The 13,722-nt window shown below is 41.5% G+C and carries 13 protein-coding genes; all 13 read right to left on the reverse strand.

Translation table 11 applies throughout. The features are described 5' to 3' along the window. Window positions 1-53 precede the first annotated feature (53 nt). Entirely contained in the window at window positions 54-1,388 is a 1,335-nt protein-coding gene (locus O3664_RS05500; RefSeq protein ID WP_000094601.1) for an Nramp family divalent metal transporter, read from the reverse strand. Between the two features lie 849 nt (window positions 1,389-2,237). Continuing rightward, window positions 2,238-3,104 carry a CHAP domain-containing protein gene (locus tag O3664_RS05505; RefSeq protein WP_371613728.1) on the reverse strand — a complete coding sequence of 289 codons (867 nt, stop codon included), beginning with the start codon at window positions 3,102-3,104 and terminating at the stop codon, window positions 2,238-2,240. A gap of 2 nt (window positions 3,105-3,106) precedes the next feature. Then, window positions 3,107-3,364 (reverse strand): phage holin, encoded by a 258-nt coding sequence (locus O3664_RS05510; RefSeq protein WP_261073578.1) that lies wholly within the window; start codon window positions 3,362-3,364, stop codon window positions 3,107-3,109. A gap of 16 nt (window positions 3,365-3,380) precedes the next feature. Beyond that, window positions 3,381-3,983 carry a hypothetical protein gene (locus O3664_RS05515; RefSeq protein WP_371613729.1) on the reverse strand — a complete coding sequence of 201 codons (603 nt, stop codon included), beginning with the start codon at window positions 3,981-3,983 and terminating at the stop codon, window positions 3,381-3,383. Further along, window positions 3,980-4,312 carry a hypothetical protein gene (locus O3664_RS05520; RefSeq protein WP_371613730.1) on the reverse strand — a complete coding sequence of 111 codons (333 nt, stop codon included), beginning with the start codon at window positions 4,310-4,312 and terminating at the stop codon, window positions 3,980-3,982. The genes O3664_RS05515 and O3664_RS05520 overlap by 4 nt, the downstream gene beginning before the upstream one ends. Before the next feature lie 6 nt (window positions 4,313-4,318). Beyond that, window positions 4,319-4,795 (reverse strand): hypothetical protein, encoded by a 477-nt coding sequence (locus tag O3664_RS05525; protein WP_371613731.1) that lies wholly within the window; start codon window positions 4,793-4,795, stop codon window positions 4,319-4,321. Continuing rightward, a complete protein-coding gene (locus O3664_RS05530; RefSeq protein ID WP_371613732.1) occupies window positions 4,785-5,246 on the reverse strand; it encodes a hypothetical protein in 462 nt (153 codons plus the stop codon). Before O3664_RS05530 ends, O3664_RS05525 begins: the two co-directional genes overlap by 11 nt. An 8-nt stretch (window positions 5,247-5,254) precedes the next feature. Beyond that, window positions 5,255-5,875 carry a hypothetical protein gene (locus O3664_RS05535; protein WP_371613733.1) on the reverse strand — a complete coding sequence of 207 codons (621 nt, stop codon included), beginning with the start codon at window positions 5,873-5,875 and terminating at the stop codon, window positions 5,255-5,257. Continuing rightward, window positions 5,875-6,087 carry a hypothetical protein gene (locus tag O3664_RS05540; RefSeq protein ID WP_371613734.1) on the reverse strand — a complete coding sequence of 71 codons (213 nt, stop codon included), beginning with the start codon at window positions 6,085-6,087 and terminating at the stop codon, window positions 5,875-5,877. The genes O3664_RS05535 and O3664_RS05540 overlap by 1 nt, the downstream gene beginning before the upstream one ends. Further along, a complete protein-coding gene (locus tag O3664_RS05545; protein ID WP_371613735.1) occupies window positions 6,084-10,223 on the reverse strand; it encodes a phage tail spike protein in 4,140 nt (1,379 codons plus the stop codon). Before O3664_RS05545 ends, O3664_RS05540 begins: the two co-directional genes overlap by 4 nt. Beyond that, window positions 10,220-10,918 (reverse strand): phage tail protein, encoded by a 699-nt coding sequence (locus tag O3664_RS05550; protein WP_371613736.1) that lies wholly within the window; start codon window positions 10,916-10,918, stop codon window positions 10,220-10,222. The genes O3664_RS05545 and O3664_RS05550 overlap by 4 nt, the downstream gene beginning before the upstream one ends. Then, window positions 10,918-13,329, reverse strand: a complete 2,412-nt coding sequence (locus tag O3664_RS05555) for a PblA (RefSeq protein ID WP_261084663.1) — start codon at window positions 13,327-13,329, stop codon at window positions 10,918-10,920. Before O3664_RS05555 ends, O3664_RS05550 begins: the two co-directional genes overlap by 1 nt. Continuing rightward, window positions 13,329-13,715, reverse strand: coding sequence for a DUF5361 domain-containing protein (locus O3664_RS05560; protein WP_371613737.1), 387 nt, complete (start codon window positions 13,713-13,715; stop codon window positions 13,329-13,331). The genes O3664_RS05555 and O3664_RS05560 overlap by 1 nt, the downstream gene beginning before the upstream one ends. Between the last annotated feature and the right edge of the window lie 7 nt (window positions 13,716-13,722).

Here is a 13,722-nt window from a genome sequence, read left to right on the forward strand (position 1 = left end):
AATCTTGGGTATCTTTTTTCTTATATGCTTGTTTTATAACTCGGGTGAATTTCTTAGAAAATATCAAATAACAATTTCACATTGAGAATTGTTAAGATAATGGAAACGATATAGCCAAGGATGGTATTCCATTTGGCATTGGTAAATTCTCCCATCAGTGATTTCTTAGAAGTTAGATAAATCAGTGGGAAGATTGAAAATGGAAGAGCAATCGAAAGAAAGACTTGTGAATAAACCAATAACTGATCTAATGTTTTTTCCTGATGACCAAACAGAACCGCTACAATCATGACAGGCAACAAGGCAAAGAGACGAGTTGCCAAACGAATGAACCATTGAGGTAATCTCATATGCAAGAAACCTTCCATAACGATTTGTCCAGTCAAGGTACCCGTAATTGTCGAATTTTGACCACTGGCTAATAAAGCCAAGGCAAACAAGGTTGATAAGGTCGAGCTAGCTATAGCTCCTGCAATAGTAGAATCCTGCAAGGCATTATACATTTGAGAGAAGGCAGAAATCTCAGATGCATGGCCGAAAAAGAGAGCCGCCCCGAGAATTAATAGAAGGGAGTTAACCACAAAGGCCAAGGATAATTGGAGATTTGAATCCCAGGTCATAAAGCGCACGGCTTTTCGAACATCATTCTTGTCCTTGTGATTGATTTTCCGAGTTTGTGACAAGGAAGAATGCAAATAGAGGTTATGGGGCATAACCGTTGCTCCCACGATCCCTAGTGCCAAGGTTAATTGACTTTCATGCCCTGGCAAGGGACTTTCAAATAAGGTTGCATTCGGTAGATAACCCTCAACGATTCCTTGGAAGCTTGGATGTGATAAAGCTACCAGATAGGTAAAAATTGCTAGAATGGTTAAAATCAGTGTTGTCACAATAGCTTCAATCTTCTTAAAGCCAAATTTCATCAGAAGCAATAAGAGAAAAACATCCAACACGGTCAAGAGAATTGCTATCATAATCGGAATCTTAAAGAGAAGATTGAGAGCAATCGCTGAACCTAGAACTTCTGCCAGATCTGTCGCCATCAAGGCTAATTCTAAAATCACCCATAGACTATAACGAAGCCATTTAGGTGAATGATGAGCCGTTGCTTGAGCCAGGTCCATCTGGGTTACAATACCAAGCTTTCCTGCCATCTGCTGAAGTTGCATGGCAATGAGAGATGAAATCAAGATAACAAACAAGAGACTATACTTATAGGAAGCACCACCGACTACACTGGTAATCCAGTTTCCTGGATCCATATAACCAACTGCGACAAGAGCACCCGGACCTAAAAAGGCATTTAAATTTTGCCAGAAATGATTGTTATTTGGAGTATCGATAGATTGATTAATCTCAGAGAGTGACACTTTTTTATGAGAAGACATAGATACTTACCTCTTTCTAAACCTACTTTTTCATTATTTTCTATTAGAGAAAAATAAGATTGACTTTAAACTATTAAAACAATGAAAACTATATGAAAAACATTTAGTTTTTTCATTATTTTTCTTAAGGCACCTTAATTATAACAGAAAATATGATAAAAACTTAAGAAAATTCAGGACTTGATTTAATATTTAGGATACAACAAAATGTTGTATTCTTTTTTCGCAAAAGAATACCAAGGAATACCAAAGACAAAAATAAAAAACGTTGATTTAACAACGTTTTACCAAGGAATGCAAAAGAATGCAAAGGAATAATGGAGCCGGTGGGAGTCTCAAAAACCTTATTAAATCAACTCGTAGCGATTTTAGGGTCTGTTTTAGGTCATGCTTTTTCAAAAATTGGCTAAAATCACGGCTCGGACCTGTATTAAAATCTACTTGCATTATACCACAAATTCCTATTTAGATTTCAAAAAACTTCAGCAAAACTATTGATTTTAACAAAATACCGTTTTTGACAATAATCAAAAAATGAAAAGGATCTATTATTAACAAAATGGCGTTTTTGACAATAATACCCTGCCATTCCTCCTCTCTATTCTTCAAGAAAACGCTTTTTTGAACAATAGGATTTAGATTTCTGTTTCTAATCGTTCAAAATGCGTGTTTTTGAAAAATAGAAATACAAGCTCTAACTTTTTCAGGCAAACCATTTATTTTGCTGACCGACATCAACGTCGGTCAGTTAGATAATTTCTTGTTTCAGACAAACAAAAAAACCGCAAGCCTAAGCCTGCGGTAGAAACACATTTTAGAAAAGTTTTCCTTTCATTTTATTTTTTTAAATTATTTCGTCGTAATAAGCCCTTCTGGCTCAACTGTGAACTCTGGCTTATCTGCCATTGTGCCGTCTGCTTTAAGGTAGTACCAGCCTGTGCCGTCTGCTGATTGGATAAAGGCGTTAGATACCATGTTGCCGTTCTTATGATCAAGATAGTACCAAGTCAGCTTATGCTTAATCCAACCAGTGACCATCTTACCTTCTTCATCGAAGTAATACCAAGCATTATTGATACGAGCCCAGCCAGTTGCCATAGACCCTGAATCCGTGAACCAGTACCAAGCGTCCTTGTAGTTCAACCAGGTACTACGCTTCATGAAACCTTTATCATCAAAATAGTACCAAACATCATTGATTTTTTCCCATTTGTCAGTTGGGTATGAGCCGTCTTCACGAACCCACCACCAACCATATTGGTTCTGTTGCCAGCCTGTTTCGACTTCTTCAGGCGGCACGATATACCCAACGATTTCACTTACAGAACGCTCGTTGTAGCGACAAGGGCCACCTACTTCCAAGTAGTCCCAGTTGCCATCGATGTTCTGCTCAATCGTCTTGATAGTATTTCCGTCTGAGTCTTCATAGACAAGACCTGTATGGCCGTAGTTAACACCGTCGCCAGCCACATAAGATTTCACGAAGAACCAACCTGCCTTTGGATAGTCAGCGTCATACACGACTTTTAGGCCTTGAGAACGTGCTGACTCAAGAAGATCATAAGCATTTCCCCAAAGAGTCACACCGTACCAATTTTTAAAAGCGTAGCACGGAACATCCGCGCATTGCATCCCGAAAGCATTGTCCTGGTCAACTCCATCGCCAGCGTTGGCTTTATCGATGAAGAATTGAATCATTTCCTGTTTTTTAGACATACTTACTCCTCACTTGGTTTCTCATAGTCTAGCGCTCGTGTGCTGTCTGTGATTCCGCTTGTCGTTGGGTCGTTGACCAGACCGATAGCAGTCAAGAACACGAATACCGCATTAACAAGCAAAATCAGCTTGTTGCCGATATCACCCAAATCCAGATGATATCCGAAGACTGCTGCACCAGCTTGCAAGACAAGCAAGAAGGCTGGAATGGCAGTCAGCCAAAAGAATTTATTTTGTAGTCGTAGTTTCCAATTAATCATATGTTCTTCCTTTCTTTTATGGCAATGTTGTTGGGAACGGGTCTTCTGTCAAATATGAAACGCTGTTTATATGACAGTTGTCCTCTTGTGACTGAAGGTCTTTTGAGAAAATTGTTATACTAAATGCTCCACGTTTCACTGTGATAACAGCGAGTCCCATCATATCTGCATGACTTGGGTTGTACAGTAAGTGGTTTGAACTGGTTACGATTGGAACGATGATATCAGTTAATGTATTAAATCCTGATTCAGGAAGTATATAGTTAGCCATATCTTGATTGCTAAAATCTATTGACAATCCTTCGTTAGATGTAGATTGTATTTGAACATGAACCATATCATCAATTCTTCTAATTTTTATAATCTGTCCAAATATATCATTCCCCTCTTTTATAGTTATCCAGCCAGTATCCCTCTTCTGACTTCCACCACCAGTCAGGCGGCTTTCTAAAGCTGTTAGCCGTTGTTTAACTTCCGTATCGTTGTAGACTGTATCTTTATCTTGCTTTTTCTCAGCTACTTCGTGCATTTCTTCCTTGGTTGCATAGCGTGTCTTGATATCCTTGATATCCTTACCGATTTCCGTTGCTAGATTTTCAAGGTTATTCATGACGATCACGCTTTCGCTTGGTTGTAAGTCTCAACTAAATCAAGATTAGCAATCTGATCTACACGTCCGCCAACTTCGGTAATTTTTCCAAGAAGAGCTCCGCCAGCGTCATCTCCCATACTTGTGATTTTGTCTGCGATTTCTTTCAGCGTATCAAGGTTCTCAGGTGTTCCTTCGCCTAAAATTTCAGCCTTAACTTCCGTTTTAGCTTGAGTGACTGCCTGTGAGATAGCCTGCGTCATTGCTGATGTGCTAACCTTAGTTTTCAATTCTTCGTTAACTCGTTTGTTATCTTCTCCCAATGTGCGGGCAAATTCTGTTAATTTTGTAGTTTCCATTTTTTTCTATACCTTTCCTAAGTTGTAAAAAAAGAGTAAATCAGGAAATTCCGGACATACTCCACCATCTGTTATTGTTTTTTCTGCAAGTTGTTTCTCAACTTCCTTTGCTATATCCAGCTCTTTGAGAGCATGGACTTCCTCTGTGACCAATTCTTTATCTGAAGCCACTATCTTGATGTGCGTAGCCTTATCGCTCGGAAAAACATATCCGCCAGCGCTAATCTCTAAGCGGTATTTTCCAATTGGCAAGATAGCGTCCAGATTAAAATTCACGCTTGAGTTTGTGACAGTCACCTTCTTCTTCCATTGGTACTTGTCCATGGTCAGACTAACAACCGCCACCTCCCCATCAAGAGAGGAGATGGCTCGATAGTCTTCGTCTAAAAGGACGAATCCAAAAGTAGAAGACAAATCCCCTTGTTTGATGAGGTAACCGCCATCAACTTGAGCAAGATTGGTCGTATTGAGATTACAGACCATTCTGCGCCCCTTTCTCATCTTCAATTAAGATGTCGTCTCTGATTTGCAACGCTTCAAAATTGTTGTACAAGTGGTCGATATAGCCATTGCCACCAAGAGCCTTATAGCTGTTGTGCATGTTTTCGACCACGTAAAACTCATCCTTGGTAGTAAAACCACGACGAATAGCCCTGCGAATATCACGATCAAGGCGCATCCTCATTGTTACAAGGTGCGCTTCGTCGTGCAGTTTTAGTTTTTCCTGTACTTTATCAATCTTGTTGTTATTGTCGCATGCGGTCTCTTGGACATCTTTGATTTTCCCTTTAACATCATCCAATTCAGAAATGATTTGGTCTGTTAGTTCCTTTGATTTCTTCGGCATTTTATAGCCTAACCAAGCTACGACGATTGGTGTGGCAACTGGCAAAACGTTCATGAAGAAATGTTCTGTTGATTGTAAGACGTCCATAGGCACCTCTATTCTTTAGGCTCAAACTTCCATGCTGCGCCTGTTCCGTCCAATTCAAGACGACCATTTCGATCGAAATCGCTGACTGGTTCACCGTTGTAAGTGAATTCCTTGTTCAATTGAATCAAGATACGTTTACCTTCGCCATTCAACTCAACGTGCGCTGGGTCTTCGATGGTAATCAAGTCATGTGCCATGTAGCGTTTTCCAACTTCAGCCAGTGGAATCAACTCTACCAATTCCTTGTAGTTGGTTCCATAAGCGATTGTCTTGCCTGCTACGGCATTTAAAACAACCGCATGGATGATTTCCCCATAGCGGTCTGTTTCTTCTTGATTATGCTTAACTGCTCGGTCTGTAGTCGTTTGTTTGGCTTCTGTTTGAGCCAATTTCTGTTCAGCTTCTTGCAATTTAGCTTGCATTTGCACGATGGCGCTTGTTGGGTCAAGTTCTGTGCGGATATGGTCTAGCACTGCTTGAACCAAAGTCGCTTCATTATCCTGTGTATGGTCGCCATGAAGTTCTACCTGCTCGTAAGAATAGCGTCCGTTGTTTTCCATCTTGATTGCGACAACTGTCACATTTTCTGCACCTTTGAGATATGGTTTAATTGCTACTTCATAATTCATTAGTTAGTTCCTTTCATTTTAGCTTGTGTTTCTTCAAATAGCTCTTTTAGAGCTGGGTCGTATTCTAGAACCTCTTTCATCGTGTGCAATTCACTTGCTGCATACAAATAAAGAGCCTCATTCTGAGCTTCTTCTCTCTCGCTGACTGCTAATTTTTTAGTCAACGAATCAAGTGTTAACTGATTTACTACTGCGTCCATGTTGTTGTTCATGCTATTGTTTTCTCCATTTTTTCTATTTTTTGATTTAATTCTTGGATGGCCTTGATTAAGTAAGGTACCAGTGCAAATGTGTTATATGTGTAAACTCCATCTGGACTCTCACGAAAAGCGTCTGGAGCGTACTTCTGCACATCTTGAGCCATGATACCGCATGAGATATCCTCTACCTCATTATTAAATTCTTTTCGGTAACTATACGTTTTCAAACGATTAATAATATCAATCCCTGAAACACTACTCTCTTGAATGTTTGATTTCAGTCTGCGGTCAGAAGTATCGTTCCAAGCTGGGAACCACTCTCTGACACCGTTAGCTTTTTCCAAATAAAAATAATCCTTGCTACTACGTCCGATTTTTTCATATCCATTAGAATAAATCCAAGCACCACCATCATAAACGATTCTGCCTGTAACTTTCAGATCACCATGGACAATAGGTGTTTTCCAAAATTCAGCGGTATTCTTACAATACATTCTCCCGTTGTTTTTAACGAACCATGCATAGTATCCAGGTTCGTTCCAATTGCCTCCCCAGTTAACCCAAAGAGCTGATGCATTATCACCGCCCTCACCATCGCCCATTCCAACCGAGAAGTGATTGCGCCCAGTTATCCAGCGACCATAACCTGAATCATGCGTTCCAAGCTGGAATCCACCAATCCAGCCTTTATAACCTTCTAAAACAGTTGAACTAGAAACGACTGACTCGACTTTTGTCGCAAAAATGCGTTTAGAAGTCAGTTGTTCAATAAATGCTTCATTTGCAGTGATTTTTCTAATGAGCGCATTATCAACTTTCAATTTATCGGCCGTGACCGCTTCAGCGTCTAATATCGCAGTCGTGACCGAACCAGATTCAAAATTGGCTGTCTTCAGCTTATCAATCATAGCTGACTTGATAACAGCATTATCAATCAAGGTCTCACCAGTGATGTGAGTCAATTTCCCGTCAAGTCGATTATGACCGTTAGCTCCAAGATTGAGACCTGAAACCAAAGCACCAGCACTGGTCAGATTTTGAACCGCCCATGAACCAGCTAATTGGGTTTGGACAGTACGAATAGCTTCATCGGTATCTTCGAGAGCAAGACGAGCACTTGTTGCAATACTTCCTTCTTCTAATTGAGGAGCTAAAACATCAATGTGGCTTTCTTTTATGCCATTTATCAAGTAAACATAGCCAATCGATAATTTTCCAGCTTTTTTTCTCTCACTGGAAAATGTCAAATATGTCCATTTATCATCTTTCAAGATAAATTCTGGACTTATACCTGTTGAATCACCAGGCGCCCAATAGGTTTGTATCCTGACTCTTTGTCCAGCTGAGCCTTTTACCCACACAGACATTGTATAGGTTCCTGACATAATCTCAAATCCATCCTGAGCAATGCCAATTTCTCCTTTTGGATCACTAGAAATCATACGTATTGCTTTGTTAAAACCAGGTACTGGACTATCTGAAACATCAATTGTCTGAATGCTTCCAGACCCTGAACGTCGAAATGTCCCGGAATCCCATGAGCCTGAAGCTACACGCATTTCTTTGATTCCTCTGATATAATTCCGTCCACCTTTAGCAACCTTCGAAACCTCAACCTGGAACAGCTGATTGGTCATAGCCATACGAGCTACTTTGTCAGCAATTCCATTTTCAGTATTGCCCAAAATCCGCTCGTAAAGCTGACTGGTTTCCTTAACACGCTGAAAGTCCGTCTGATTAGCCTTGCCAGAAAGTAGAGATGATATATCTGCGAATCTGCCATCAACTGATTTCTTGTAGTTAGCAATTTGAGTAGCGATCGAACCATTTTGTGGGTTGGTAATAGCTTCAAGCCTACGCTCAAGACCTCGCACATCTTCTTGATAAGTCGATTTCCCAACGTAGTCTCTGGATATCTGCTCACGTACAGCCGTCGCTTGTTTTGCGCTTTCCTCACGAGTGTAACGCTGCAATGCTTCTTGTCTCTGTCCGTCTTGGTTGACATATTCCTGAATAGCTGATAAATCGGTTCGCAAACCCTGAGCCGTCCGTTCAAAAGTAGCCTTAGCAGCTATAAGATCCGTCTTGCCATCTTCAGGAGCAGGTCCTGCATCTATACGAGTAGAACTTCTGGTCAATTCAACCTTGCGAAAGGCTACATGACCAACCTCGTTATAACCAAGAATAATTCGCCAGAAATCAAAATTTTCAGGCTTGGTCAATGCTGGTATAGTGACTTGATAAGTCTGCCAGCTAGACGTGAGGTTGAAAACGCCATACATAATTTCAGCATAACCGGAAACTGTACGATTAGCCCTTAATGATAGCCAAACACTTGAAGAGCCAGAGTAGCAAATCCCTTGAAACGAAAGTGTGTAGGTTTCGCTGACTTCTAAATCGAGAAGAGCTGTCGAACTCTTCCACGAAGAACGACTCCCCTCTTTAGATTGAATTTGCATCTGCTTCCAAGTCTTCGTAGTACCTTTTACATTGTATTCTCCGTTTGCAATAGTCCAATCTTGTGGACTATTATCTCCTTGAGTATAGTACCAAAGTCCCCTTGAAAAATCGTAGTCTTCAGCATAATTGCGACTACCGACCTTCATTTTGGCAAAGGTTTGAGTCAGTCCATCGATGTCTTGTTTAACTTCAGATTTTGTTGCAAATCCGTTCATCTGGCCAGTCATACGACTAAGGGTCTCTGTGGTCGTTCTGCGATATTCCGAAGCTTGATTGACCTCGCTTGTGACTGTCTGTTTCAAAACATCCAAATCTCCCGACAGAGCCGTCTGAGCGTTCGTAGTCTGTGACTTAAAGGCTTCAAGTTTAGCGACAGAATCCAAGCCAATCTGCTTCGCTTCCTGAGCAAGAGAACTACTTGCCCCAGCACTTCGCAGAGCATCTTCAGCTTTTCGTCTAGCTTCTTGGATAGAAGCGTTATCGAAGTTTTGGAATCGTTTATCGATTTCGTTTGAAATGTCTTGCTTGACTTCTTCCGCCTTGGCCTTGGCGAGTTCGATAGCGTCCGTGATATCCTTCTCACGCTTGGCAAATTCAGCGTCAAACGCACGGTCAGCGTTGGCGATTTCCTTTTTTAAACGTTCTTCAAAAATCTGATGCAGATTTCTGCTTTCATTCAAAACGGCATCATTTACAATTCCACCAATCGCATTAGCCAGACTTGACTGGAACGCCCCAAAACCTATTGATTTCAGACGTTTTGCCATTGGCGAATAGGTATATTTGGTAATTTTCTTACGAACATCAAGACCATACCACTCGTGGTAGATACTGACCACATCGAACATCCGAACTGCAACATCACTCTGACCGACAACCGAAATTTCAAGGTTATCTTCCAGCATATCGCACATACTCGTACGAAAATACTGCTTACCGTATTCAATCAAGCTAGCTTGGTCTTTGACGTTCTGGTCATTGACCTCAACAACAGCTTCATAGATTTGGCTATATTTTCCGAGCAAGGGGCTATCAATCACCACCACATAGTCAACATCAGGCGCCTTCTCTCCCTCGCCCTTGACAGTCGTCTTAAAGGTTATCCGAGTTTTCAGCGATTTAGTAGAAGTCTTGTGTTGGTAGCTGGACAGGTTTTTCTTGTACATAAAAAGCGATTCATTCTCTGAACCGCCATTTTTTAACAAGCGCAAATTGTAGCCATTTCGCACCATATCTCCGCCCCACTGACCAAGGATAGAGTGCTTGTCTTTGGCCAAGACCTCCATAGCATTCTTATCCTTGATGTTAAGCGTGTGCCTATCGTCAATGTCCGAGAAAAAAGAGAAAGGATTGGCTCTGGTAATGCTGCCAGCCAATGCGCTCAGTGCCCTTGTACCACTGACACGGTCAACATCGATAGAGCTGACGATGTAGTTATTTAACAAGCTGATAACCTGATTAGCATAGACTTGGATATATCCTTGCTGTTTTTCAACCTCAAAAATATAAAAATCCTGCTCACCATGCAGGTCATCCGCAGTCAAGAAAGTTTCCTCTTTCAGCAATTCCCACTTGGGATCCGATGTAGGAAAACGAAAGGTCAGTTGATAGGTATTGTTTCGCTCCTGAACAATTTCATCGTTGTAAGCCTCATTTAAAGGCGTATTGCCCTCTGTAAGATAAATCATAAGATATACCTCCAATTTGGCCTAACCGTGACTTTACGAACGGCACCAGTAAAGACCAGACCATTATTCCCTACTGCCAATTCAAAGAATCCTCCACGCTTCCGTAAAGTATTTTGAACCGCTCCATCTGCATTGTAGATATTTTGTTTCTTATGCCTACAATCAATGGTCACTTTTCGTCTAATGGTCAAGTGCATGATTGTCCGTCCGATAGTCAAAGAAATATCTCCGTCCCCCTCAATCTCAATCACAGGCTCACTATAGACAGAGCCTGGATTGTTGACATTACCGCTTGCGGTAAAGATAAGAGGAGCAACATCTTTCTGATAGCGAAAGGGTTGCATACTCAGCTTGATTTCTAATTTCCAGCCGTGCATACCTTGGGGCTTGTATTTTGCACTTACAAAATCAGCATAAAATAAAGAGCCTAGCTGGTAGCTAAACTCTAGCGTATTATCATTTGGTTGGAATCTCTCAACGATTTTAGACGGGTCTACCGTCCTTGGAAGATAAAATGCAAATGTTCGTTCATAACTCTCATAAGCACCGTCCAAGACACGGTAATTCCCGTTAACTCCAAACAGGGTAGCTGTTTCCGAGACTTTAGGTTTAGCAGCCTCTACCTCGCCAAAGTCGGTCACCACACATTTAAGAATGGTTGAAGTATTGAAACCATTGATAATCATGTATTCCATTAAATTCCCTCCCTAGCGTAAATTGCACCTTGGCGTTGGTAAACGCTCATTGAAATTTTATCAGCGTCCAGATAAGTATCTGACGGCTTTTCAAGGATAGCAGTAAGGATCTTCTCCATACTTGCTCTCAGAATCGCTATCTCAGACACGGTTTGACTGTCTTTTGCCTCGAGTTGAGCGCTTGGCATAGCCAAACTTGCTTCAATATTTTTGGCAATGGTAGGTGTTCCACTCAAACCAAAATCATCGTTTGAAAATGCGTTTGAGATTTCACCAGCCATTCCGCTGACGGATTTCTTAACATCTTTGAAACGGTCCTGCAGCCCTCTATCCAAACCTTGCATAATCGCATTACCAGCAGGAATCAAGAGCTTGCGGTCGTACTCAATCGGACCCTTGTGGTCAGCAATCCAACCAGCAATACCTCCTACAAAGTCAGTAACTGCACTCCAAGCGGATTTCAAACCGCCTAGGAATCCATCAAGGATAGCCTTACCTGCTGACCATAGGTCAATGTTTCGAATACCATCAAAGATACTTGTAACATTACTTACAAGGTCACTAACACCTTGCTTCATACTCTCCCACGCTCGCTGAGCTCCTTGGACAAGTCCATCAATCAGACCTAAGACGGTTGATTTCAATCCTTCCCAAGCACTGCTTGCGACAGATTTGATTGTGTTCCAGATATTAGATAATATCTGAGCAAAGCCATCAAAGATAGCCTTACCTGTAGCAGACAACCCGTTCCAAATCGCCTCACCGACGCCTTTTATAGCATTCCAAGCAGTCCCCCAATCACCATTGATGATAGCCATGACTGCTTTTATAATGCCACTAATGACATCCATAGCCGTCTGAATAGCAATCTTAATCAACTCCCAAACCGTTGTTACAACCGTACAGATGTTGTTCCATGCCCCTTCAATGAAAGGTCCGAGAATATTCATAGCTGTTTCGATTATAGATTGGATGATCGGCATGACCGTCTGAATAACTGTCTGGATAGCATTCCAAACTGTTGTGAACGTTTGTTGAATCAATGCTTGATTTTCAGACCACCATAAAGAAATGCCATCCCAAACAGACTTGATAAAATCAACAACCGCTTGAATAATTGGAGCAACAACAGCCATCATATTATTCCAAACGGTCGTAGCTGTTTCAACGATACCGTTCCAAACTTCAGTTAGGACTGGTGCAATGGATTGCCAAACTCCAGAAAACCAATCCATAAAACCTTGCCAGATTTGTCTTCCCATCTCGGTCTGAGTAAAGAAATAAACCAAACCTGCAGTTAAGGCTGCAATCGCTGCGATGGCAATCCCAATCGGATTGGCACTCATTGCAGTAAATAGGCCCGTGACTGCTGTTTTAATTGTCGTTAAGACAGCAGGTATTCCAGATAGCAATCCCGAGACTGCCGAAAATGCTTTAAAAGCTAAAAATGCAGAACCAAGAGCGGTAACGATACCACCCATGATACTTCCTAGACCTTCACCAAAAATCCCACTGAAAACACCCTTGATTCCTCCTAAAATAAGGTTAGGAATTTGCTTCAAAATATTTCCAATCATAGGAATTAGGTTTCCGAAAAGAAATGTGGATGTCGTTTCCATCAAAGCTTGCAGTGCGGGTTGGATATCTTCACCCAACGATAACTTCCCAAGAACGTTCTGAGCAGCTGCTTTCATAGATTCAAATGATCCAGTGAAAGTTGTTGCTGCTTCTCTTGCTGTTGTGCCAGTGATGTCCAAATTCTCTTGGATAGCGTGAATCGCGCTATAAACATCTGACAAGTTATTCATGTCATACTTAACGCCTGTCAACTTTTCTGCATCGGACAAAAGCCGTTGCATTTCTTGTTTGGTACCACCATAACCCAATTTTAAGTTGTCGAGCATGGTGTAGTTTTGTTTGGCGAAACCTTGATACGCCAGTTGAATGCTTTCCATAGATGTCCCCATCTTATTCGCATTATCCGACATATCAATCATGGCCATGTTAGCTGTTTCTGCTGCTTTATCTGTATCTCCACCAAGAGATTGCAATAAGCTTGCTGAGAAACCTGTAACATTTTCCATATAGGCATTGGCTGACAGACCTGTTGTCTTGTAGGCCTCGTTTGCAAATCCTTTGACCTTATCAGCTGAGTCTTTAAATAAGGTTTCGACACCACCAAGCGATTGTTGAAGTGCTGCCCCTTCAGTTATTGATGCTCCGATTGCCTGACCAATTCCTGCAGCAGCAATAACTCCTGAAACAGCGCCCATCATTTTAGATCCGAGGGATTCGCCTGCGCTAACGCCAGCTGAGGCAACTTCACCACCCATTTCCTTTTGAATCATGCCACTAATGCCCTTGGCAGATGGAATGATTTGTACATAGGCTTTTCCTAATTCGGTCGCCACTATTCCTCACCTCCTGTTTTCGCAAGTAAAGCCTTACGATAATTTTCAAAGTCCTCACCAGATTCAAAGACGAGATAATCCCTTTCGTCACTCTCTTCTTTGTGATTTTTTGTTAGCATTTCAGCAATTGACGTCGGGCGATTAACACCCTTTTGACCATCTTTTGTTTGGAACCACAAAGAAATTGAAAGTCTGTCTACGATATTTGCGAGTAAAGTAATTTCGAGAGGGACGATTTGGTCAGATATCATCTGCTTTATCCGCGAATCATCACGCAACCCATACGCAAAAACAGCCACCTGATTTAAAGGTAGCTGTTTGTAGTCGTATATCTGGTAGGTTTCCGCCAAGTCACAGACAAGGGCATCTTCGTCCAAATTGATCATCTGAGCA

The sequence above is a fragment of the Streptococcus sp. 27098_8_109 genome, assembly GCF_041432295.1.
In the GTDB taxonomy this organism is placed as follows: Bacteria; Bacillota; Bacilli; order Lactobacillales; family Streptococcaceae; genus Streptococcus.